The following is a 23,136-nucleotide window of genomic DNA, read 5'->3' as shown; positions in this document are numbered from 1 at the left end:
GCGATGGCGCACGCATTCACGCGCCGGGGCGTGCTCGGCTTGCTGGGTTCGCTCGCGGCAACGCAGGCGCTGGCGCAGGCGGGTGGGGCTTCCGACACCTTGCGACTCGGCTATCAGAAATCATCGACGCTGATCGCGCTGCTCAAGGCGCAAGGCACGCTGGAGAAACGCCTCGCGCCGCTGGGCGTGAAGCTCAGCTGGCATGAGTTCACCAGCGGGCTGCCCTTGCTGGAGGCGCTGAACCTCGACAACCTCGACTTCAGCGCCGATGTGGCCGACACGGTGCCGGTGTTCGCGCAGGCCGCCGGCGCGCAGCTCACCTTCGTCGCGCAGGAGGCGCCGTCGCCGTCGGCGCAGGCAATCCTGGTGCGGGCCGATTCGCCGATCAGGAAGGTCGCGGACCTCAAGGGCCGCAAGGTCGGCTTCGCGAAGGCGGCCGGCTCGCACTACCTGCTGATCGCCGCGCTCGCGAAGGCCGGCCTGTCGTTCAAGGACATCGAGCCGGCCTACCTCACGCCGGCGGACGGTCGCGCGGCCTTCGAGACCGGCGCCATCGACGCCTGGGTGGTGTGGGACCCGTTCCTCGCCGCCGCGCAGCGCCAGACGCAGGCGCGCGTGCTGGCCGACGGCACCGGCATTGCGTCGTACCAGCGCTACTACCTCGCACGCACGCGCTATGCGCAGGCGCGGCCCGATGTGCTGCGCGCGGTCTACGCGGAGCTGGAGAAGGCCGGTCGCTGGATCAAGCAGAACCCGGCCGAAGCGGCCGCCGTGCTCGCACCGGTGTGGGGCCTGGACGCGGCGACCATCGAGCAGGCGAATGCGCGGCGCAGCTACCAGGTGCGCCCTGTGGTGCACGCAGGCTTGGCCGAGCAGCAGCGCATCGCGGATGCCTTCCTTGCCGAGAAGCTGTTGCCGCGTCGCGTCGACACCTTGGCCGTGACGCTGTTCGAGCCCGGCGCTTGAATGTGCGCCGCGTGGCACCAACGCGGTCATAGACAGTTCGGTGCTTAAGAACTGAATTCTCAGTCGTTTGAGTTGGCAGGCACCCAACCTAAAGTTGTCTATCGCCATCATCGCGGCGAGTCCTCGATCCCCACAAGAAAGCGGAGACCTCCCTCATGAATTTCGATGCAGCAACCCTTGAATTGCCCCACGCCCTGGAGCAGGCCCGTGACCTCGCGGCGCAGCAGAACCTTCCTTATGCGGGCGGCGTGACGCCGTTCGTGGCGTGGCAACTGGTGCAGCAGGCACAGGCCGTGCTTGTGGACGTGCGTTCCGGCGAAGAACGCAAGTTCGTCGGCCATGTGCCAGACAGCCTGCACGTGCCATGGGCCACGGGCACCGCGCTCACGCGCAACCCGCGCTTCGTGCGCGAGCTGGAAGCCAAGGTGGCGAAGGAGGGCGGCAAGGAGGCGGTGGTGCTGTTGCTGTGCCGCAGCGGCAAGCGCTCGGCGCTGGCGGCGGAGGCCGCTGCCAAGGCCGGCTTTGCGAACGTCTACAACGTCCTCGAAGGCTTCGAGGGCGAGATCGATGCGCACCAGCACCGCGGCGTGGCCGACGGCTGGCGCTTTCATCAACTGCCCTGGGTGCAGGACTGACCGGCATCCCGGCCAACGAACGTAAAGGACGCCATGCCCGCACGCCTCGACATCGACCGCATCGCGAGTTCCCTGCGCGGCGTGCGCAGCGAATGGCGCGATGCGCAGAAGCGTTCACGCGAGCCGGCGGGACGCGAGTTCCCGTCGCGCGAATCGCTCGCAGTGGTGGTCGAGCAGTTGAAGGGCGCACTGTTTCCGCTGCGCCTGGGGCCGCCCAGCCTGCGCCCGGACGGCGAGGACTACTACGTCGCGCACACGCTCGACGCGGCCCTGCACACGCTGCTGGACCAGGCCCGGCTGGAGTTGCAGTACGTCGGCAGGCATGCCCCTGCCGCGGCGGACGAGGTCGATGCGCGCGCTGCGCAGGCGGTGCGGGAATTCGGCGATGCCTTGCCCGACATCCGCCGGCTGCTCGACAGCGACGTGGTGGCTGCATTCCAGGGCGACCCGGCCGCGCACAGCGTGGACGAGGTGCTGCTGTGCTATCCGGGCGTGCTGGCCATGATCCACCACCGGCTGGCGCACACGCTCTACACGCTGGGGCTACCGCTGCTGGCGCGCATCGTGGCGGAGTTGGCGCATGGCCAGACCGGCGTCGACATCCATCCGGGCGCGCGGATCGGGCCCGGCTTCTTCATCGACCATGGCACCGGCGTCGTGATCGGCGAGACGGCGGTGATCGGGCGGCATGTGCGCGTCTACCAGGCCGTGACGCTGGGCGCGAAGCGCTTTCCGACCGATGCATCCGGCCACCTGCAGAAGGGACTGCCGCGGCACCCGGTGGTGGAGGACGACGTGGTGATCTACGCCGGCGCCACCATCCTCGGACGGGTGACCATCGGCAAAGGGGCGACGATCGGCGGCAATGTCTGGGTCACCGACGACGTGCCTGCCGGCACGAGCGTGACACAGGCCAGCTTGCAGAACGCGCCGCAGCCGCGGCTGGCGTTGCGGGCTTGAAATGAGCGCAGCGCCGGGCCGCCCCAAGCAAGCTCGCGCCCCCTCGGGGGGGCAGCGAGGACACGAAGTACCGAGCGTGGGGGTGCAAATGAGCGCAGCGCCGGGCCGCCCCAAGCAAGCTCGCGCCCCCTCGGGGGGCAGCGAGGACACGAAGTGCCGAGCGTGGGGGCGCAAATGACCGCAGCGCTCATCGAGAGTTTCGGCGTCGCGGTGCGGCGGTTGCGCGAGCAGCAGGGCTGGTCGCAGGAGCAACTGGCCGAGCACTCCGACCTGAACCGGTCCTACGTCGGCGAGATCGAGCGGGGCCGCGTCATTCCGTCGATCGTCACTGCCCGCAAGCTGGCCGACGCGCTGAAGCTCAACACCTCGGGCCTGCTCGCGCGCTGCGAGGAGCTGGAGTCGCAGGTGTTGGCCAAACGCATCAATTTGATGGCTATAGCCTGTTGAGGGATAACCCTTGGCAACAGGACACTGGCTTCGTCCTTTCCTCAACCCACGGAGCCCCCCATGAGTGCAACAGTCGGTGGAACCACCGCCCTTGGCGACAACGCAGCGCGCCAGCTCGCCAATGCCACCAAGACCGTCCCCCAGCTCGAGACCATCAGTCCGCGCTGGCTCACGCACCTGTTGCAATGGGTCCCGGTGGAGGCAGGCATCTATCGCCTCAACAAGGTCAAGAACCCCGAGTCGATCAAGGTCACCTGCACATCGCGCGAGGAAGAGAACCAGCTGCCGCGCACCTTCGTCGACTACGAGGAGAACCCGCGCGAATACTTCCTCAACGCGGTCAGCACCGTGCTCGACGTGCACACCCGCATCTCCGACCTCTACAGCAGCCCGCACGACCAGATCAAGGAGCAGCTTCGCCTGACGATCGAGACGATCAAGGAGAACCAGGAGAGCGAGCTCATCAACAACCCCGACTACGGCCTGCTGGCGCAGGTGACGGAAGAGCAGCGCATCTTTCCGCTGACCGGCGCGCCCACGCCCGACGACCTCGACGAGCTGCTCACCAAGGTTTGGAAGGAGCCGGCCTTCTTCCTCGCCCACCCGCTCGCGATCGCGGCGTTCGGCCGCGAAGCCACGCGCCGCGGCACCCCGCCGCCGACGGTGAGCCTGTTCGGCTCGCAGTTCATCACCTGGCGTGGCATTCCGCTGATCCCGTCGAACAAGGTGCCGGTGGCCGACGGCAAGAGCAAGATCATCCTGCTGCGCGTGGGCGACAAGCGCCAGGGCGTGGTCGGCCTGTTCCAGCCGGGCCTCACCGGCGAGCAGAGCCCGGGCCTGTCGGTGCGCTTCATGGGCATCAACAACCATGCGATCGCGTCCTACCTGATCTCGCTGTATTGCTCGCTCGCGGTTCTGACGACGGATGCGCTGGCCGTGCTCGACGATGTCGAGGTCGGCAAGTACCACGACTACGCCGACACCTACAAGTAGGCCGCGGTGAGCAGCCCAATCTCTCCCCCCACCGGCGCCGGCCTGCCGCACGGCGTGGAGGCGCCGTTCGATCCCGAGGTGCTGGCGCGCATGGCGAGCCAGTTGTTCGCGGCCTTGCCGGGGCACTACGTGCCGCCGGGCGCGCAGGCGCCATCGCAACTCGCGCCGCCGGGTTCGCCGCTGGTGAGCCCCGTGGGCTTCGGACCGAGCGTGCCCGGCACGCCGATCCCGCAAGGCCAGGTGCCGGGCAGCAACCTGCTGCCGGCTTCGCCGACCCAACTGCCGTCGCTCGCGAACCGCCTGCCGTCGCAACTGCCGAATGCGGTGGCCGGCAATGGCGTACCGGACAACGTGTTCGCTGCGCTGCCGGCGTATGAGCCGCGCCTGGCGACCGCCGCCATCGGCGTGCCGGAGGCTGCAGCGGTGACGCCGTCGCAAGCGGCGACGCACCCCGGTGCCGGCGCATCGCCGTTCTATTTCCTCGGGGACACCTACGGCCAGCCATCGCCTGGCGGCCGGGGCACCGACAGCGCGCCGCGCATCAGCGATGAACTGGCGTACTTCCCGTTCGCGCAGCCGCAGGGTGCCGACGTGCAGGGCTCGCTGGCGAAGCCATCGCCATCGGCACCTTCGCTACCGACGCCTTCCACCGAGCCGAAGTACTACTTCGTCGACGCCGTGCGCCTGTCCAGCGGCTACGTCACGCCTGCCAAGCCATCACCGCACGGCGGCGACGTGCCCGTGGCAACCGCAGGCCAGCGACAGCCCTTCGACGTGCATGCCGTGCGGCGCGATTTCCCTGTGCTGCAGGAGCGCGTGAACGGCCGGCAACTGGTCTGGTTCGACAACGCCGCGACCACGCACAAGCCGCAATCGGTGATCGATCGCATCAGCTACTTCTACGAGCACGAGAACTCGAACATCCACCGCGCCGCGCACGAACTGGCGGCGCGCGCGACCGATGCCTACGAGGGTGCGCGCGAGCGGGTGCGCAAGTTCATCAACGCGCCGGAAGTGGACGAGGTGATCTTCGTGCGCGGCACCACCGAGGCCATCAACCTCGTGGCCAAGAGCTGGGGTGGCCAGCATGTGCGCGAGGGCGACGAAATCATCGTGTCGCATCTGGAGCACCACGCCAACATCGTGCCGTGGCAGCAGCTCGCATCCGCCAAGGGCGCGAAGCTGCGCGTGATTCCGGTAGACGACTCGGGGCAGGTGCTGCTCGACGAATACCGCAAGCTGCTGAACGACCGCACCAAGATCGTCGCCGTCACGCAGGTGTCGAATGCGCTGGGCACGGTGGTGCCGGTGAAGGAGATCGTCGAGCTGGCGCATCGCGCCGGTGCCGTGGCGCTGGTCGATGGCGCGCAGTCGGTCTCGCACATGCGCGTCGACGTGCAGGACATCGGCGCCGACTTCTTCGTGTTCTCCGGCCACAAGGTGTTCGGCCCGACCGGCATCGGCGCGCTGTGGGGCAAGCGCGAGGTGCTGGAAGACATGCCGCCGTGGCAGGGCGGCGGCAACATGATTGCCGACGTGACCTTCGAGAAGACCGTGTTCCAGCCGATCCCCAGCAAGTTCGAGGCTGGCACCGGCAACATCGCCGACGCGGTGGGCCTGGGCGCGGCGATCGACTACGTCAACAGGATCGGCATCGAGAACATCGCGCGCTACGAACATGAGCTGCTGGTGTACGGCATGCGGGAACTGGGCGCGATTCCGGGCGTGCGGCTGATCGGTACGGCGGCGGACAAGGCGAGCGTGATGTCCTTCGTGCTGGATGGCTACACGACCGAGGAAGTGGGCCATGCGCTGAACGACGAAGGCATCGCGGTGCGCACCGGGCACCACTGCGCGCAGCCGATCCTGCGGCGCAACGGCGTCGAGACCACGGTGCGGCCTTCGCTGGCGTTCTACAACACCTTCGATGAGATCGACCGGATGGTGGCGGTGGTGCGGCGGCTGTCGGGACACAGGGCTTTGAAACGCTGAAGGATTGGGGTTGTCTCCTCGTCGCTCGTGCGCGACGATTTGCGGGGCCTGCGGGCCCCGCTTTTTCTTGAGGTCGCGCAAGACGTTGCCAGCACCGACGTGCGGCTTCATGCGAAGAGGGATGGGCCGGGCTCACCGTTCGCCACACGCGCCCCTTGAATGGCTGAGGAGCGGCGCTCTGCAGGCGCGTTTGGCGGTGGGCTCCGTTCAGGCCACCAGGCGCCGGGGTCGCGCTGCTTCCTGCGCCTCGCGTGCACGGCGCGCTTCATGGCTCCTGAACTGCGCATAGGCCACGGGCAGCAGGCGCGTGTCCGCCGTGGACCAGCGGCCGCGTCGCAGCAGGTCGCCGAGGATGTGCTCGCTCTCGGTGGGCTCGCCACGTTCGATGTCGTGGTACATCGATCCCGTCAGCACCGAGCCCGGCATGCACAGGGCCGCACGCGTGCGTACGATGGCCTTCTCTCGCGGCGCATGCGCGTTGAAGGCGGCGATGCGGCAGCACTCGTCGAGCAGGTCCAGCGCGATGTGCTGCGCGCCGGCGCTGACGATGTCGCCCACGTTGGCGCGCAGCAGCGCCGTGAGGCTGGCGAGCGTGGCGATGTGGATCCACTTCTCCCACATGTCCTGGACGATGCGGTCGCTGGCCTGCCCTTCGAAGCGGGCCTGCCCGAAGGCCTGCGCGATGCGGTCGATGCGCGCGGTGCGCTCGCCTTCGAGTTCGCCGAACAACAGCGTGTGCTCCGGGCCGGCATGCTCGATGGCTCCCGTCTCGTCGACCGATGCAGCGATCACGCAGGCTCCGCCCAGCACGCTGCGGCGCCCGAAGCGCTCGACCAGCAGGTCGAGGTGGCGCATGCCGTTGAGCAGCGGGAGGATGGCGGTGTCCGCGCCAACCGCGGGCGCGAAGTCGACCATGGCCGCCTCGAGGTCGTAGGCCTTGCAGGCGACGATGACCACGTCGTATGGCTGCTGGATCTGCCGGCTTGCGAGAACGGTTGGAGAGGGCAGTTGCAGGTTGCCCGTTGGACTGCGGATCGCAAGCCCGCGCGCGGCCAGCTGCGCCGCACGGCCGGGCCGCGCGAGAAAGCTCACGTCGTGCCCGGCCTGCAGCAAGCGGCCACCGAAATAGCTGCCGACCGCGCCGGCACCGACCACGAGGAACTTCATGTCGGACGTCTTGGACATAAGGCTGCGTGCGCTGTCAGAAGGCCGGCACCAGCGCGCCGTTGAACTTGGTTTCGATGAAGGTCTTCACTTCGGGCGAGTGATAGGCCTTCACCAGCTGTTGCGCCCATGGCTTGTCCTTGTCGACGCGGCGCACCGCGATGAGGTTGGCATAGGGCCCCTTCGGCGATTCCTTGATCACCGCGTCCTTCACGAACGACAGGCCCGACTTCTCGGCATAGTCGTTGTTGATGGAGGCGATGGTCAGGTCGTCCAGCGAGCGTGGCAGCTGCGCGGCATCGAGCGGCACCAGCTTGAGCTTCTTCGGATTGGTCACGACGTCGAGCGGCGTGGCGGTGTTGTTCTTCACCGCCTCGGGCTTGAGCGTGATGAGGCCGGCCTGCTGCAGCAGCAGCAACGCGCGGTTGCCGTTGGACGGATCGTTCTGGATGCCGACCGAGGCGCCGTCGGGCAGCGCATCGATAGCCTTGATCTTGTGCGAATAGAAGCCCAGCGGCGCGGTGATGGTCAGGGCCACCGGCACGATGTCGAAGCCGCGCGCCTTGTTCTGGTTGTCGAGGAAGGGCTGGTGCTGGAAGGCGTTGGCATCGAGGTCGCCCGCGGCCAGCGCGGCATTGGGCAACTGGTAGTCGTTGAACACGATGACGTCGAGCGCCAGGCCGTCGCGCGCCGCCACCTTCTTCACCACTTCGAAGATCTGCTCGCCGTTGCCGACGGAGACGCCGACCTTGACGGTCTTCCTGTCTTGGGCATGGAGGGGCAGCGCGACCGCGAAGGCGAGAGAGAGGGCGGCGATGGCGGTGCGGCGGCGGAAGGGGAAGTGCATGGCGAACGGATCGTTGAAGATGGAGCGGCGACTTTGCGCGCGCATGCCGCCTGCGCGAACGAAGAAATTCGCGCAGCGATATGCGGAAAACTTTGGCGATCGCGGCATGGCCGCTTATGCGCTGACCAGATAAGCACCCGCCAATTGCGTCGTTCCCATTCCGACGCTGCGTTCCGATACTCGCGGCTTTGCATGGCCCGCACAGCGTGCGGCCGCATCGCTCATGACATCCGCATCCATCGCCGAAGCCCCTCCGGGCACGCAGCAACCCGTCATCCGCCTGGAAGCCGTCCAGAAGTCCTTCAAGCTCCCCAACGGCGAGGTGTTCGACGCCGTGCGTTCGCTTTCGCTCGACATCCACGCAGGCGACATCTTCGGCCTCATCGGCAAGAGCGGCGCGGGCAAGTCGACGCTGCTGCGCCTCATCAACCTGCTCGAACGCCCCGACGCCGGCAAGGTGCTGGTGGACGGACGCGACCTCACGACGCTGTCGCGCCGCGAACTGCGCGACACGCGCCAGTCGATCGGCATGATCTTCCAGCAGTTCAACCTGATCCAGAACGCGACGGTGTTCGACAACGTGGCCTTCCCGCTGAAGATCCATGGTCGTCACTCACGCGAGGAGATCAGGGCGCGCGTGCGCGAGTGCCTCGACCTGGTGGGCCTGGCCGAGAAGATCGACAGCTACCCGGCGCAGCTCTCGGGCGGGCAGAAGCAGCGCGTCGCGATCGCACGCGCACTGGCGCCGCGGCCGAAGGTGCTGCTGTGCGATGAGCCCACGTCGGCACTCGACAGCGAGACCACGCGCGCACTGCTCGACACGCTGCGCGACATCCACCAGAAGATCGGCGTGACCATCGTCATCGTGACGCACGAGCTGTCGGTGGTCGAGGCGCTGTGCCGCCACGTCGCGATCCTGGAGCAGGGCCGGCTCGTGGAGCAGTTCGAGGTCGATGCACCGCCGGCGGCGGAACGTGCCACGGCACTGGGCCGGGAGATCGATGAACTGGTGCGCCGCCGCGAACGCGAAGCAGCGCAGCAGGCCACGCGCCCGGCAGTGCAACGCCACATCGCACCGCAGCAAGGAGTGGCGTATGCCTGAGAACATCGCCGCCATCCTGCCCGAGCTGGGCATCGCCATCGGCCAGACCTTCCTCATGCTGGGCATCGGCCTCAGCGCCGCCTTGCTGATCGGTGGCCCGCTGGGCATCCTGCTGTTCCTGCTGAGCCCCGGCCAGTCGCTTGCCAACAGGCCGGTGTTCCTGGTGCTCAACTGGATCGTGAACACCGTGCGCTCCTTTCCTTTCATCATCCTGCTGGTGGCGCTGGTGCCGTTCACGCGGGTGATCGCCGGCACGTCGATCGGCCCGCTCGCGGCAGCGGTGCCGTTGTCGGTGGCAGCCATCCCCTACCTCGCGCGTCTCGTCGACCAGTGCCTGCGCGACGTGCCGCGCGGCGTCATCGAGGCGGCGCATGCGATGGGCGCGTCGGAGCTGCAGATCATCTGGCGCGTGCTGATCGTCGAGGCGCGCTCGGGCCTGGTGCTCGCGTTCACCGTGCTATCGGTGAGCTTCCTGTCGTACTCCGCCATCGCCGGCGTGGTGGGCGGTGGCGGCATCGGCGACCTGGCGATCCGCTACGGCTACTACCGCTTCCAGACCGACGTGATGGTGCTGACCGTCGCATTGCTGGTCGTGCTTGTGCAGATCCTGCAGTTCGTCGGCAACACGGCGGCGCGCCGGCTCGACAAGCGCTGAACCCTCTATTCCCTTTCAATCACCGGATCTTCCATGACCACCTCGCTCCTCCGCCGCTCCGTCCTCGCCCTCTCCATCGCCGTGCTCTCTGTCGGCGGCCTCGCGCTGCAGGCCCACGCACAACCCGCCACCAAGAAGGAGTTGGTGATCGGCGGCACCGCCGGCTCCAACATCGACCAGCTCAAGGCCGGTATCGTGCCCATCCTCGAGAAGAAGGGCTACAAGGTGAAGCTGGTCGAGTTCAACGACTACGTGCAGCCCAACCAGGCGCTCGCCCAAGGTTCGCTCGACGCCAACTTCTTCCAGCATCGCGTCTATCTGCAGAAGTTCGCGGCCGACCAGAAGCTCGACATCGTCGAACTGGTGCAAGGCCCGATCGCACCGCTGGGTGTGTACTCGCACAAGCGCAAGACCATCGCGGAGGCGAAGGAGGGCGACCGCGTCACGCTGCCGAACGATCCGAGCAACCTGGCCCGTGCGCTGGTGCTGCTGGAGCAGAACAAGCTCATCACGCTCAAGCCGGGCATCGACCCGATCCGCGCATCGGAGAAGGACGTGGCCGAGAACCCGCGCAAGCTGAAGTTCATCCCGCTCGAAGCCGCGCAGCTGCCGCGCTCGCTGGACGACACCGAGTACGCCATCGTCAACGGCAACTTCGCGATCTCGTCGGGCCTCAAGCTGACGGAAGCGGTGGCGCTGGAGAAGACACCGGACCACTACCTCAATGTCGTGGCCGTGAAGCGCGCCGACAAGGACACGCCGTGGGCCAAGGACATCGTCGAGGCATACCACTCGAAGGACTTCCAGACCGTGGTGGACAGCAAATTCCAGGGCTACGCCAAGCCGACTTTCCTGCAGTAGGCGCGGCAGCCATGGGTGTACTCGTCAGCTTCGACGCCCAAGGGAACTGGGGCGAGACCCATGTGTGCGACAGCGAGATCGCGCGCTGCCTGGCCGAGCTGGGCGCTGCGTGGCGACCGCGTGCGCGGCGGCGCGCGAGGCAGCAGTCGGATGCCGCACTCGCCAAGACGCGCCTGCTCTACCTGCGCGCCGGCGACGGCTTTGCCGGCGTGCTCTGCGAGCCCGGCGACTGGATCGAAGCCAAGGCCGGCAATGCGCCCGCGCCGGGCCGCGACAAGCCGCTCGGCGCATGGCCGGACCTCCCCTCGCTCGACACCTTCATCGAGACCATGCTCGAACTCACCGGCAACGAGTCCGCAGACGACGAGTGACGCTGCAGCGGTGCGGCGATGCAGCAGTGAACCAATGCCGCGATGCTGCAGTTCCGAGGTGCAACGGATAGTCGGATAGCAACTAAGCCTGCTCCTTTTTCTTCGTTCCCTTGCAGGCGCGCGGATCGAAGAATCAAGGTCTTCCTGTTGCCCTGGAGCGCACTCTCATGCTTAGCCGCCAACTCTTCCTTCGCCTCGCCGGCGTCATCCTGCTGGCCCCCATGCTCGCGAGCGCTGCACCGGCCACGGGCGAGCCCGTCTGGTTCGGTGTCAGCGGCCCGCTGACCGGCCAGAACGCGCAGTACGGCGCGCAGTGGAAGGCCGGCTTCGACCTCGCGCTCGACGACATCAATGCCAAGGGCGGCATCCACGGCCGGCCGCTGGCCTACACCTTCGAGGACAGCCAGAGCGACCCGCGCCAGGCCGTCGGCCTCGCGCAGAAGTTCGTCAACGACAAGCGCATCCAGATCGAGCTCGGCGACTTCTCCAGCCCGGCCTCGATGGCCGCCTCGCCCATCTACCAGCGCGCGGGCCTGGTGCAACTCGGCTTCACCAACTCGCACCCCGACTACACCAAGGGCGGCGACTACATCTGGAGCCCCTCGATCAGCCAGGCCGACTCGCAGCCGCTGCTGGCCGACCTGGCCGTCACCACGCTGGGCTTCAAGCGCGTGGCGGTGCTGTTCCTCAACACCGACTGGGGCCGCACCAGCCGCGACGTGTTCGTGAAGGCGGCCGAGGCGCGTGGTGCGCAGGTGGTCATCGCCGAGGGCTACCAGCCCGACGAGAAGGACTTCCGCTCGACGCTGGTGCGCGTGCGCGACGCCAACCCCGATGGCCTGGTGCTGATCTCCTACTACCCCGACGGCGCGCTCATCGCAGGGCAGGTGCGCAACGTCGGCCTGAAGCAGCCGATCGCGGCGAGCGGCTCGGTCTACTCGCCCAAGTTCATCGAGCTCGGCGGCGCGGCGGTCAACGGCGTCTACAGCAACACCGCCTTCTTCCCTGAGGAGCCGCGCGCCGAGGTGCAGGCCTTCGTCACGCGCTTCAAGGCCAAGTTCGGCAAGGAGCCCGACGCCTTCAATGCCTATGCCTACGACGCCGTGCAGATCGCCGCCGCCGCGCTGAACCAGGCCGGCCCCACGGGCGATCGCACCGCAGTGCGCGATGCCTTCTACAAGATCAAGGACGTGCCGAGCGTGGTGTTCGGCAAGGCCAACTTCGATCCGCAGTCGCGCCGCGTGATCGGCGTGAAGAGCGTCGACCTGGTGGTGAAGGATGGCAAGTGGGCGCTCAGCGACGTGAAGGGCAAGGCCTCGGTGGCTTCGGCCCGCTGAAGCACTGCGACCCCTGAGCGCGCATGAGCTTCACCTCGTTCTTCGACTACACGGTCAATGGCCTGATCATCGGCAACATCTACGCGATGCTGGCCGTCGGCCTCGCGTTGATCTTCGGGGTGTCGCACCTCATCAACTTCGCGCACGGGTCTGTCTACACGGTCGGTGCGTACATCGGCTGGGCATCGATCACCTTCCTGCACACGCCACTGCCCATTACGTTGCTGCTGGTGGTGCTGGGCTCCGGCGCACTCGGCATGCTGATCGAGCGTGTCGGACTGCGGCCCTTGCAAGGGTCTGCCCGCATCGCGCCGCTGCTCGCGACCATCGGCATCAGCTTCGTGCTCGACATCCTGGTGCAGCTCTTCGCGAGCCCCGACCCGCGCGCGCTGCCGACGCAGCTGCCCGACTGGCGCCTGCAGATCGGCACTGGCACCATCGGCGCGCTGGACCTGCTGATCGCCGGCATCGGCATCGCGAGCGCCGCGCTGCTGTTCGGCTTCCTGCGCTTCACCAAGCTGGGCTGGGCCGTGCGTGCGACGGCGCAGGACCGCGACGCCGCGCAGCAGATGGGCGTGGACGTGAACCGCGTCAACCAGAGCGTGTTCGCCATCGCCTCCGCGCTGGGCGGCCTGTCGGGCGTGCTGGTGGGCATGTACTACAACAACATCAGCCCGGCCATGAGCTTCCAGGCGACGCTCAAGGGCGTGGTCGCGACGGTGGTGGGCGGCGTCGGCAACGTGCCGGGCGCCGTCGTAGGCAGCATGCTGCTGGGGCTCACCGAAAGCTATGGCGTGGCGATGTTCGGCACGCCGTACCGCAACCTGTTCGCCTTCGTGCTGCTGCTGCTCATCCTGGTGTGGAAGCCCAACGGCCTGTTCGGCCGCAAGCGCGCGTTGCCGCCGGAGCCGCTGACCGGCACCTTCATCGCGCCGAGCAAGCCGTGGCGCGTGCCGCCGCCGTTGCTGGCCGCGCTGTTCGTGATCGCCGCGGTGCTGCCGCTGTTCAACCCTTCCCCCTACCTGCTGCAGGTGCTGACCAACTCGTGGCTCTATGCGGCGCTGGCGCTGAGCCTGACGCTGGTGGCCGGGACCATCGGGCAGATCTCGCTGGGGCATGCGGGGCTGCTGGCCATCGGTGCCTATGCGTCGTCGCTGCTGGTGCTGGATCTGCACTTGCCGGTGGGCACGAGCATCGTGGTGGCGGGGCTGCTGACTTCGCTGATCGGCACCGCGTTGATCTTTCCGGCGTTCCGGTTGCGCGGGCACTATGTGTCGATCGCGACGCTGGGCATCGGCGAGATCGTGGCGCTCACCATCCTGAATTGGGAAAGCCTGACGCGCGGGCCGATCGGCATCTCGGGCATTCCGCCGTTGTCGCTGTTCGGGCACGACGCCTCGTCCAACGCTTCGTTCTACTGGGCCTCCTTCTCCGCGATGGTGCTGCTGGCCTTGCTGCAATGGCGGCTGCTGCGGTCGCACCTGGGCCGCACCTTCCGCGCGGTGCGCGAGGACGAGGTGGCCGCGCGTGCCTACGGCGTGAGCCCCGATCGCTACAAGGCGATGGCCTTCGGCTTCGGCGGCTTCGCGGCCGGCGTGAGCGGGGCCTTCACGGCGCACCTGTATTCGTACATCAACCACGAGACCTTCACCTCGCAGATCTCCATCCTCGCGCTGACGATGGTGATCCTGGGCGGGCTCGGGAACATCAGCGGCGCGCTGCTCGGCGCGGTCGCGCTGGTCAGCCTGCCGGAGCTGTTCCGCGTGACGGCGGAGTACCGCATGTTGATCTATGGCGTGGCGTTGCTGCTGCTGATCCGCTTCCGTCCGCAGGGCCTGCTGGGCACTGTTTGAACCTTCATGCAAAGGAAATTTCGATGAGCCACCTGAACGACTATCTCGCCGAGAAACGCGCCGCCGTGCTCGCACGCGATGCCGCCATCGAGGCCGGCACCGCCCAGCCGCTGCAACTGAAGGCCAACGTGCGCGCCGAAGGCCGCAGCGGCGTGCGGCGACTGCGCATCCGCGACCATCAGGTCATCAGCGACAGCCCGCCGGACTTCGCCGGCTACAACCTCGGCCCGAGTTCACCAGAACTGCAATTGGGCGTGCTGGGCACCTGCGTGACGCACATCTTCCTGATCCATGCAGCGCAACGGCAGGTGCCGCTGGAAAGCCTGGACGTGGAAGTGACCGGCATCATCGACCCGCGCGGCGGCAAGCCCGGCCATGAGCAGACGCCGATCTGGCCGCACGAGATCGCCTACACGGTGAACATCGATTCGCCGGCGCCGCGCGAAGACATCGACGCGCTGTTCGAAGCGGTGGAGCGCACCTGCCCGATCCTCAACCTGCTGCGCAATCCGCAGACGATCCGCGCCGAGGTCAAGCTGGTCAATTCGAAAGCGACCGCCGCCAACGCGGCGACCAAGGACGCGGATGCCCTCGCTGCTTGAAGTCTCGGGCCTCACGCGGCGCTTCGGCGGTTTGACGGCGGTCAACGCGGTCGACCTCGCGGTAGGCGAGGGCGAACTGGTGAGCGTGATCGGCCCGAACGGTGCGGGCAAGACCACGCTGTTCAACCTCGTCACCGGCCTGGACCAACCCGACGGCGGCACGGTGCGCTTCGAAGGCGAGGACATCACGGGATGGCCCGCGCCGAAGCTCGCGCAACGCGGCCTCGCGCGCACCTTCCAGCACGGGCGCGTGTTCGCCAACCTCACGGTGCTCGACAACGTGCTGGTCGGCGCGCACACGCGGCTGCGCGCGGTGCGTCCGCGCCTGGGCGGCGTGCCGGGCGTGGGCGCACTGGCCGAACTTGCGCTGGCCCTGGTGCAACCGCCATCGGTCACGCGAGAGGAAGCGCAGCTGCGTGAGGAAGCGCTGGAGATCATCGCGCTGTTCGGCGAACGCCTGGCGCCGCGCATCGACCATCCCGCGTACAGCCTGTCGTATGCGAATCGCCGCCGCGTCGAGATCGCCCGTGCGCTGGCGCTGCAGCCGCGCCTGCTGCTGCTCGACGAGCCGACCGCCGGCATGAACGAAAGCGAGACCGCCGAGATGCTGGAGATCATCCGCACCCTCAAGTCGCGCGGCCAGACCATCCTGCTGATCGAGCACAAGCTCGACCTGGTGATGCAGTTGTCCGACCGCGTCGTGGTGCTGGACGATGGCCGCAAGATCGCCGAAGGGTTGCCGCAGGATGTGCGCAACGATGCCAAGGTGATCGAGGCCTACCTGGGCAGCCGCAACGTCGGCCAGACCATCGCGGCGAAGGCCCTTGCGCCCGCGCCGCAAGCACTCGCCGCATGACGATCCTCTCGACCGTCGCCCGCACCGGTTTCCCCGCTCCCTCTCCCCTGCGGGGAGAGGGCTGGGGTGAGGGCACGCCGCGCCGAGAAGCCGCGGCGATGATCCAGGGCCCCTCCACGTCGCACCCCTTGCTCGAACTCCGCAAGGTCAACACCTTCTACGGCCCCGTCCAAGCCCACTTCGACCTCGACCTCGAAGTGCGCACCGGCCAGATCGTGAGCCTGCTCGGCGGCAACGCCAGCGGCAAGTCCACCACCATGAAAGTCGTGCTCGGCCTGCAGAAGCCGCGCTCCGGCGAGGTGCGTTTTGCCGGCCAGTCCACGCTCGGCCTCAGCACCCCGCAGGTGATCCGCCGCGGCATCGGCTCCGTGCCGGAGGCGCGGCGACTGTTCCCCGCGATGACGGTGCGCGAGAACCTGCTGATGGGCGCCTATGCGCGCAATGACAGCAAGGCGATCGCGGAAGACCTCGAGCGCATGCTCGAACTCTTCCCGCGCGTGGCAGAGCGCATCGAGTTCCAGGCCGGAACGCTCTCCGGCGGCGAGCAGCAGATGGTCGCGATGGCGCGCGCCCTCATGGGCCGGCCGCGACTCATCTGCATGGACGAGCCGACCATGGGCCTGTCGCCGCTCTACGTCGACAAGGTGCTGGAGCTCATCGCGCAGATCAACCGGCAGGGCGTGTCGGTCTTCATGGTCGAGCAGAACGCCAGCCTCGCGCTGCAGATCGCGCACTACGGCTATGTGCTGCAGACCGGGCGCATCGTGCTGCAGGGCCCGGCCGCGCAACTGCTGACCGACACGCGCATCCGTGACGCCTATCTCGGTGGTGGCGATGCCGCCAGCACCGCTTCCTGAAAGCCAACATCCATGTCACTCAGACTCGACCACATCGTCATCGCCGTCCATGACCTGGAGGCCACCATCGCCGACTACGCCGCGTTGGGCTTCAACGTGCAGCGCGGCGGCGACCATCCGGGCCGCAGCACGCACAACGCGCTGGTCGTTTTCGCAGACGGTAGCTACTTGGAGCTCATCGCATGGAAGTCCCCGGCGCCGCAGGAGCGCTGGTGGCAACTGTTGCAGCGCCGCGGCGAAGGCCTCGTCGACTTCGCGCTGCTGCCTGCCGACACAGGCGAAACGGTGGCGCAGGCCGCGCAGCGTGGCCTGAAGCTGGAAGGCCCGCTCGACGGCGGCCGCCTGCGTCCCGATGGCGAGCGCCTGGTGTGGCAGACCGCGCGGCCCACCACTCACGACCTGCCCTTCCTTTGCGGTGACATCACGCCCCGTGCGCTGCGCGTGCCCGAAGGCGATGCCCGCGTGCATGCCAACGGCGCAACAGGCGTCGCCAGCCTCGCCATCGCGGTGCAGGACCTGGACGCAACCCTCGCACGCTACCGCGCGTTGCTCGGCGAGGCGCAAGGAACGCACGTCGGCCGCGCCGTGACGCTGCATGCGCGGCACGACCGCATCGCGCTGATCACCCTGGGCGAGAGCACGCTAGTGCTGAGTTCGACCCGGCGCGCGGTCAACGCAGACGACAGCACCGAAGACGAAGACGGCGACCCCATCGCGCGCCGGCTTGCCGCGCACGGCGAAGGCCCGTTCCACCTGACGCTGCGCACCACGCGTGCAGATGCGGCAACGCCCGCCTTCGCGCGCACGCACGGCGCCAGCATCGAGTTCGAATTGGAAGGCGCTGCGGCGGTTTCCCACCTTCATTTCGCACAAGCTGCCGCGCTTGCTGAACCGGCTTGAATGCTGACGACGAACGCGACGTTCCGTGCCTGTCGTGGCACTGAACAGGAGGCGTTGCGAGCAGGCTCACGCCGACGGCGTACTCTGCTCCGCGAATGTCCCCCGGCCTTCGGCCTCCTCCTTTATTTCGCTGCGCAGAGCACACCATCGACGTGATCCAGACGCGCTGCGGTTGATCGACCGAATTCAGGAACGCAACGAACAGTTCCACGTGCCGAGGGCATCGGGTGTCTCCCGCAGCGAAATAAAGGAGGAGGCCGAAGGCCGGGGGACATTCGCGGAGGGAGATACCCGGTGTCCTCGGCACGCACTGCTGAACCCAGCACCTGCGTCTTTCGAGTTCCGTACATCGCGGATCGTGCTATCCCGTCGTGAAAAACCGAAAGCCCGCCGCCGTCACAAAGGCGTCGGCACCTTCACCACTTCGGATGCACAGGCGCGAACACCGGCCGGAACAGGAACCGCCGCACGATCTCCCCGTAGCCCCGGTAGTAGAAATGCCCGTTGCCCTGCAGCACCTCGGCGCGGTGCCGGCGGAAGTACGGCGGGATCTCATACCACGGCATGCTCGGCGCGCGGTGGTGCACGTGATGCAGGTTGTTGTAGAGGTACATGAGCCCCACGCACCAGTTCGATTCCACGATAGCCACGCGCGCGTGCGGCGTGTCGCTCCAGCGGTGCTCGGTGAAGCTTCGCAGCAGGCCCAGCATCATGCCAGGGTAGACGACGCACAGCAGGTAGGTCGAGACCTTCATGCCGCACACGCCGACCACGAAGGCGAATACGCCCGCCACGCCGAGCGCGTGCACCAGCCACATCCGCGCATGCGAGAAGTCGCCCGCGCGCACCCGGCGCCACTCGCCGCGCACGAGCGTGCACAGGCGCATCGCCGGCCCCGCCAGCAGGCGGAATGACAGCAGTTGGTTTGCTGAGTACAGCGCACGCCGCCACGGCCCGTAGCGCTGCCACGCCGGCGCCGAATGGTAGTTGCTCTCGCTGTCCTTGTCCGGATGCGTCAGGTGAAAGTTGACGTGGTGCGCGCTGTGCCCGCGGTGATACAGCGCATACGGCAGCCACAGGTTCAGCGGCGGCCACACGATGGCCTGGCGCAGCCAGCGCGGCAGGTTGCGCATCGCGTGGATGCTCTCGTGCTGCAGCGACGAATGAAGCTGCGCGACATAGCCGCCCAGCACGAACAGCAGCCAGCCCGGCAGCGATGCGTGCCACCAGACTAATGCAGCCCACGCGGCATAGCAGGCGGCCACCAATGCCAGCGTCGGCGCTTCGTAGTGGCGCCACCAGACCAGGCGGGCAGGGCGTGCTTGGCGAGGAGGAGTTGCCGAGTCGGTGGATGCGGTCGTCATGTGTCTCTGATGAGGAACTGCAAATGCGGGATCGGGCTTGACCGGATGCGAAGGCTTCAAGCAAGCGCGTCAAGCAAAGGAGGCAAGCGAGGGGGGCGCGCGTCGATGGTAGGAAACCCGTCGCGGTTTGCATGCGACCAATGCGCATGTGGATATGCGGAAATCGCTCGACCGATCCGCGTCGCTGCTCATAGAGTGCATAAGTGACCGACCCGCCCACGATCGCCCCCGATGCGTTGCAGGCGCTGCTCCTGGCCGATGGCGAGCTGGCGCTGCTCGACGTGAGCGAGGCGCGTGCCTTTCATGCGGGGCATTTGAACCTCGCGCGCTGCGCGCCGCTGAGCGGGCTGGAACTGCAGGTCCCCGACTTCGTGCCGCGGCGCAGCGCGACGGTCGTGGTGTATGACGATGCAGGCCAGCCGGGCGCGGCGGCCGACCGAGCCTGCGCGCTGCTGCAGCGACTCGGCCATGAAGACGTCCGCGTGCTGCAAGGCGGCCTCGAGGCCTGGACGGCGCAGGGCCTGCCGTCGATCGATGGATGGAACACGCTGATCAAGACCTTTGGCGACTGCGTGCGACTGCACTACGCCACGCGCGTCCTGTCCGTGACTGCGTTGCAGGCGCTGCGCGCATCGGACGCGCAGATCGCAGTCGTCGATGTGCGACCGCCCGATGAGTTCGCCTTCCTGTCGATCGAGGGCGCACGCAACCATCCCGGTACCGAGCTGGCGCTGCGGGACTTCGCGATCGACGACGGCAGCGCGGATCGCCCGCTGTGGGCCATCCAATGCTTCAGCCGCACCCGAGGGCTCCTGGGCGCCACCACATTGGCGGTGCTCGGTCATCGCCATGCCGCATTCGTCGAGGACGGCGTGATGGCGTGGCGCCTGAACGGTGGCGCGGTGGCGAGCCATGCGCAAGCGGCGGCCGACCTGCCGCCTGCCCCCGCGCCAGTGCTGGCCGAACGCGCCGCCCGATTGCGCGCGCGCGCCGGCCTGCAGGTGATCGACGGCGCGCAACTCGCCCGCTGGCGCGCCGACTCGCAGCGCACGCTCTACCTGTTCGACGTGCGCCCCGTGCCCTCCGCGGCGAGCGCGGCGGCCGGCGATGTGCGCCACGTGCCCGGTGGCCAGGTGCTCATGCACTTCGAGCAACTGGTCGGCACGCGCAACGCACGCGTCGTGCTGGTGGACGATACACATGGCCTGCGTGCGGCGGTCACGGCCTTCTGGTTGCGGCAGTTCAACCAATGCGAGGTCGCGGTGCTCGATGGCGAGGCGCCGCCCCGGCCTGCGCAAGTCGACATCACGCGCGAAGCCGAAGACGACGCCGTATCTCAAGGCATCGACGCGCCAGCGCTCCAGGACCGGCTCGCTAGGCACGAGGTCATCGTCGTCCACGTCGGCCCCAGCGAGGACTTCGAACGCCGGCATGTGCCCGGCGCCCGCTACCTGCTCCCCGCGTCGATGGCCCCGCTCGCGCCGCTGGTCGCGCAAGGCCGCCCCATCGTTTTCACTTCAGAAGATGGCGCCGCATCGCGCATCGCGGCCCGCGATGCCAGGCGCGCGTGGCCGGATTCACGCGCCTTCCACTGGCTCGTCGGCGGCATCCAAGCCTGGGCAGCGCAAGCCAGGCCCACCACCTCCGACCACACGCCGCAAGACCTGCTCACCCCCTTCGACGACGACTGGGGTTCCACCATGCGCGTCCGCCCCGACCAGCGCGAATCCGCATGGCGCGACTACCTCGCATGGGAGCGCGCCCTGTCCGCACGCGTCATGCGCGACCCCACCGTCCGCTTCAACTTCCCCGACCCCGCAGGCACGTCGCGCGCCTCATAGCAGCGCCCGCATCGCATATCTGTTCACCAGATATCCATGCGACCAATTCGATGCATGCAACAGGCCCGATCCCGGTAGCATTTTTGCGAGCGGCGCCGCCTGCGCGCCTCCACCGAGAACCTGCTCTTGCCCGCTCCTTCATCACACCCTCACGCAGCCCCGCGCGCGCCCCGACGGCTCGGCTTCTTCAGCCGCCTGCTCGACGACGCGCCGGCCGCCGAACGCTACCGCCTCGTCGCCGAGCAGATCGCCCATGCCGAGCGCTTCGGCTTCGATTCGGCCTGGGTCGCGCAGCATCATTTCCACGAGGCCGAAGGCGGCCTGCCATCGCCCTTCGTCTTCCTCGCGCACGTGGCCGCACTCACCCGCCGCATCCGCATCGGCACCGGCGTGGTCACGCTGCCGCTGGAGAACGCGGTGCGCGTCGCGGAGGACGCGGCGGTGCTGGACCTGCTGTCGGGCCATCGGCTGGAGTTCGGCGTGGGCACCGGCGGCACGCCATCGGCCTTTGCTGCCTTCGGCCAGACGAGCGAGAAGCGGGCCGAGGTGTTCGCCGCACACCTGTCGCTGGTGCGTGACGCATGGGCAGGGCGGCCGTTGCCCGGTGGCGACCAGATCTACCCCTCGTCGCCCCAGCTACTCGACCGCATCTGGCAAGCCACCTTCTCGGTGGCCGGCGGTGCGCGCGCGGGTGCGGCCGGCGATGGCCTGATGCTCTCGCGGACGCAGCCGCGCACGGCCGATGCGCCGCATGCGACTCTGTCGGAACTCCAGCATCCCATCATCGATGCCTACCTGCAGCAACTGCCCGAAGGCCGCGCGCCGCGCATCATGGGTTCGCGCTCGGTCTTCGTCGCGGACGATCGTCGCGAGGCACTTCGCTACGCCGAGCTGGGCTTGCGCAACGGCGTGGCACGCCTGGCCGATCCGACCCGGCCGGGCCCGGAGGCGAGCCTGCAGGAACTGATCGCCGGCTACGACGTGCACGTCGGCACGCCCGAAGACGTGATCGCATCGTTGCGTGCCGACAGCGCCCTGGAACGCGTGACCGACATGGTGTTCCAGGTGCATTCGGTGGACCCGCCGCATCCGCTGATCCTGCGCAGCATCGAACTGATCGCCACGCGCGTGGCGCCTGCGCTCGGCTGGACCGGCCAGTCGCCCACCGACGCTTCCTTGTCTCAACCCTCCTCACTCCAACCCTTCGCCGCATGACCACCCCACTCTCCAGACCCGATGTGATCGACCAGCTGGCGGGCATCGTGCCCGGCCACGCGCTCGACGCGACGCGCGCCGGACGCGCGCAGGCGCGCCTCCACAGCCAGCAGAGTTACCTGGCGCTGTTCGAGCCCGCATCGCCGCCGCCCGCCGACGCCTTCACGCTGGTGCAGCGCTTTGCCGTCGCGACCTTCGTGGCGCTGCTGCATGGGCAGTCGCAGGCGACGCGCTTCTATGCCGACGGACTGGCCAGCCACGGCGCCTCGCGCGAGCTGATCAATGCGATCGCGGCCGAGGCGGCGGCTGGTGATGCATCGGGGCCCTACGGGCGATACCCCGAAGGCCCGTTGAGCGTGGAAGATGCGCCGGGGCTTTCATACGGCGTGAGCAAGGCATCGGCCGGCGTGCTGGGCGCAAGGCTGTCTGCAGCGCTGGTCCATGCGCACCTGCTGGTGTTCCATCCGCGCGATGCGAGTGCGCAGGCCTTGCAGGCGCTGCTCGATGCCGGCTGGTCCGAGACCGACATCGTCACGCTCTCGCAACTGGTGTCCTTCCTGGCGTTCCAGTTGCGCGTGGTCGTGGGCCTTCAGGTGTTGAAGCGCAGCAGCGATCACGACGAAGCCGCGGCGTCATCGCCGGCGGCGGAGGCGCTTGCATCATGAGCGCGACGACGACCACCATCGACCACCCGGCCAACGTGCCGCCCAACGCCTTCACGCAACGCGAACTCGAATGGCTGCCCTGGCTGGCGCCGCTGCCCGAGAGCGAGCTGACCGAGCGGCACCACGCCGGCCTCGTGGATGCCTCGCGCGCGAAGTCGCCGTACTTCATGCTGCTGGCGCGCGACCCGGACATCCTCGGCGCGCGCACGCGCACCGACAAGGACATCTTCTACAACCCCGAGGCGGGACTGCCACGCGCGCAACGCGAGCTTGCCGCTGCCGCCACCTCGCGCTTCAACGGCTGCATCTATTGCGCGTCGGTGCATGCGCGCTTCGCGTCGCACTTCTCGCAGCGAAGCGAGGACGTGCAGCGCCTGCTCGATGAAGGCGTGACAAAGGTGCACTTCGGAGAAGACGAGGAAGACGGCGAGCGCTGGAACGCCATCGTCGAAGCGTCGGTGGCGCTGTCGGCCACGCCGATCACCTTCGGGCCGGCGCACGTCGCGCGGCTGCGCGCGACGGGCCTGGACGACCTTGCCATCGCGGACGTGATCCAGGGCGCGGCCTTCTTCAACTGGGCCAACCGGCTGATGCTGTCGCTGGGCGAGCCGGCATCGCCATCGCACTGAACTTTTTTGTCCATTCACTCGTTC

General features: G+C 68.0%; 23 protein-coding genes. 20 read left to right on the top strand and 3 right to left on the bottom strand.

The features are described 5' to 3' along the window. Window positions 1-3 precede the first annotated feature (3 nt). The 6 genes from HB681_RS09015 (at window position 4) to HB681_RS08990 (ending at window position 5,993) form a co-directional block, all read left to right on the top strand. Window positions 4-966, top strand: a complete 963-nt coding sequence (locus HB681_RS09015) for an aliphatic sulfonate ABC transporter substrate-binding protein (RefSeq protein ID WP_213954464.1) — start codon at window positions 4-6, stop codon at window positions 964-966. A 155-nt stretch (window positions 967-1,121) separates the two neighbouring features. Beyond that, window positions 1,122-1,601, top strand: coding sequence for a rhodanese-like domain-containing protein (locus HB681_RS09010; protein WP_213954463.1), 480 nt, complete (start codon window positions 1,122-1,124; stop codon window positions 1,599-1,601). Window positions 1,602-1,634: 33 nt separating this feature from the next. Further along, the gene (gene epsC / locus HB681_RS09005; RefSeq protein WP_213954462.1) at window positions 1,635-2,561 is read left to right on the top strand and encodes a serine O-acetyltransferase EpsC; all 927 of its coding nucleotides are present in this window, start codon (window positions 1,635-1,637) and stop codon (window positions 2,559-2,561) included. A 174-nt stretch (window positions 2,562-2,735) separates the two neighbouring features. Further along, a complete protein-coding gene (locus HB681_RS09000) occupies window positions 2,736-3,008 on the top strand; it encodes a helix-turn-helix transcriptional regulator (protein ID WP_213954461.1) in 273 nt (90 codons plus the stop codon). Window positions 3,009-3,068: 60 nt separating this feature from the next. Then, window positions 3,069-4,001 (top strand): family 2A encapsulin nanocompartment shell protein, encoded by a 933-nt coding sequence (locus HB681_RS08995; RefSeq protein WP_213954460.1) that lies wholly within the window; start codon window positions 3,069-3,071, stop codon window positions 3,999-4,001. A 54-nt stretch (window positions 4,002-4,055) separates the two neighbouring features. Then, window positions 4,056-5,993: a family 2A encapsulin nanocompartment cargo protein cysteine desulfurase gene (locus tag HB681_RS08990; RefSeq protein WP_345944655.1), complete on the top strand. Its 1,938-nt coding sequence runs from the start codon at window positions 4,056-4,058 to the stop codon at window positions 5,991-5,993. Window positions 5,994-6,200: 207 nt separating this feature from the next. On the opposite strand, the gene HB681_RS08985 is transcribed toward HB681_RS08990, so the two are convergent. Together HB681_RS08985 and HB681_RS08980 are read right to left on the bottom strand one after the other, a co-directional pair. After that, the gene (locus HB681_RS08985) at window positions 6,201-7,178 is read right to left on the bottom strand and encodes a ketopantoate reductase family protein (protein ID WP_345944649.1); all 978 of its coding nucleotides are present in this window, start codon (window positions 7,176-7,178) and stop codon (window positions 6,201-6,203) included. Window positions 7,179-7,194: 16 nt separating this feature from the next. Next, window positions 7,195-8,004, bottom strand: coding sequence for a MetQ/NlpA family ABC transporter substrate-binding protein (locus tag HB681_RS08980; protein WP_213954459.1), 810 nt, complete (start codon window positions 8,002-8,004; stop codon window positions 7,195-7,197). A 223-nt stretch (window positions 8,005-8,227) separates the two neighbouring features. Between HB681_RS08980 and HB681_RS08975 the strand changes: the two genes are divergently transcribed. From HB681_RS08975 to HB681_RS08930, 10 genes are all read left to right on the top strand, one after another. Then, window positions 8,228-9,106, top strand: a complete 879-nt coding sequence (locus HB681_RS08975; protein WP_213954458.1) for a methionine ABC transporter ATP-binding protein — start codon at window positions 8,228-8,230, stop codon at window positions 9,104-9,106. Continuing rightward, window positions 9,099-9,761 carry a methionine ABC transporter permease gene (locus HB681_RS08970; protein WP_213954457.1) on the top strand — a complete coding sequence of 221 codons (663 nt, stop codon included), beginning with the start codon at window positions 9,099-9,101 and terminating at the stop codon, window positions 9,759-9,761. Before HB681_RS08975 ends, HB681_RS08970 begins: the two co-directional genes overlap by 8 nt. Before the next feature lie 33 nt (window positions 9,762-9,794). After that, window positions 9,795-10,622, top strand: a complete 828-nt coding sequence (locus tag HB681_RS08965; RefSeq protein ID WP_213954456.1) for a MetQ/NlpA family ABC transporter substrate-binding protein — start codon at window positions 9,795-9,797, stop codon at window positions 10,620-10,622. Between the two features lie 11 nt (window positions 10,623-10,633). Next, on the top strand, window positions 10,634-10,993 hold the full coding sequence (locus tag HB681_RS08960) for a hypothetical protein (RefSeq protein ID WP_213954455.1): 360 nt from the start codon (window positions 10,634-10,636) through the stop codon (window positions 10,991-10,993). Window positions 10,994-11,160: 167 nt separating this feature from the next. Then, the gene (locus tag HB681_RS08955; RefSeq protein ID WP_213954454.1) at window positions 11,161-12,330 is read left to right on the top strand and encodes an ABC transporter substrate-binding protein; all 1,170 of its coding nucleotides are present in this window, start codon (window positions 11,161-11,163) and stop codon (window positions 12,328-12,330) included. 23 nt (window positions 12,331-12,353) lie between these two features. After that, window positions 12,354-14,183, top strand: coding sequence for an ABC transporter permease (locus tag HB681_RS08950; RefSeq protein WP_213954453.1), 1,830 nt, complete (start codon window positions 12,354-12,356; stop codon window positions 14,181-14,183). A gap of 23 nt (window positions 14,184-14,206) precedes the next feature. Next, window positions 14,207-14,785 (top strand): OsmC family protein, encoded by a 579-nt coding sequence (locus tag HB681_RS08945; RefSeq protein ID WP_213954452.1) that lies wholly within the window; start codon window positions 14,207-14,209, stop codon window positions 14,783-14,785. Continuing rightward, complete coding sequence (locus HB681_RS08940; RefSeq protein WP_213954451.1) at window positions 14,769-15,641, top strand: ABC transporter ATP-binding protein; 873 nt, start codon at window positions 14,769-14,771, stop codon at window positions 15,639-15,641. The genes HB681_RS08945 and HB681_RS08940 overlap by 17 nt, the downstream gene beginning before the upstream one ends. Before the next feature lie 98 nt (window positions 15,642-15,739). Then, window positions 15,740-16,498 (top strand): ABC transporter ATP-binding protein, encoded by a 759-nt coding sequence (locus HB681_RS08935; RefSeq protein WP_256354219.1) that lies wholly within the window; start codon window positions 15,740-15,742, stop codon window positions 16,496-16,498. Between the two features lie 12 nt (window positions 16,499-16,510). Next, window positions 16,511-17,398 (top strand): VOC family protein, encoded by an 888-nt coding sequence (locus HB681_RS08930; RefSeq protein ID WP_213954449.1) that lies wholly within the window; start codon window positions 16,511-16,513, stop codon window positions 17,396-17,398. A 416-nt stretch (window positions 17,399-17,814) separates the two neighbouring features. Here the strand turns inward: HB681_RS08930 and HB681_RS08925 are convergent, their stop codons facing one another. Continuing rightward, window positions 17,815-18,762, bottom strand: a complete 948-nt coding sequence (locus tag HB681_RS08925; protein WP_213954448.1) for a fatty acid desaturase — start codon at window positions 18,760-18,762, stop codon at window positions 17,815-17,817. A gap of 203 nt (window positions 18,763-18,965) precedes the next feature. Here HB681_RS08925 and HB681_RS08920 point away from each other — a divergent pair, with 203 nt between their 5' ends. From HB681_RS08920 to HB681_RS08905, 4 genes are all read left to right on the top strand, one after another. Continuing rightward, a complete protein-coding gene (locus HB681_RS08920; RefSeq protein WP_213954447.1) occupies window positions 18,966-20,603 on the top strand; it encodes a rhodanese-like domain-containing protein in 1,638 nt (545 codons plus the stop codon). Window positions 20,604-20,729: 126 nt separating this feature from the next. After that, window positions 20,730-21,818 (top strand): putative FMN-dependent luciferase-like monooxygenase, encoded by a 1,089-nt coding sequence (locus HB681_RS08915; RefSeq protein ID WP_213954446.1) that lies wholly within the window; start codon window positions 20,730-20,732, stop codon window positions 21,816-21,818. Continuing rightward, window positions 21,815-22,483 (top strand): CMD domain protein, encoded by a 669-nt coding sequence (locus HB681_RS08910; protein ID WP_213954445.1) that lies wholly within the window; start codon window positions 21,815-21,817, stop codon window positions 22,481-22,483. Before HB681_RS08915 ends, HB681_RS08910 begins: the two co-directional genes overlap by 4 nt. After that, window positions 22,480-23,112 carry an alkylhydroperoxidase domain protein gene (locus tag HB681_RS08905; protein WP_213954444.1) on the top strand — a complete coding sequence of 211 codons (633 nt, stop codon included), beginning with the start codon at window positions 22,480-22,482 and terminating at the stop codon, window positions 23,110-23,112. Before HB681_RS08910 ends, HB681_RS08905 begins: the two co-directional genes overlap by 4 nt. Window positions 23,113-23,136 lie beyond the last annotated feature (24 nt).

The organism is Variovorax sp. dw_954 (assembly GCF_018449755.1).
GTDB lineage: Bacteria > Pseudomonadota > Gammaproteobacteria > Burkholderiales > Burkholderiaceae_C > Variovorax.
This window is presented reverse-complemented; position numbering and strand designations above follow the sequence as displayed.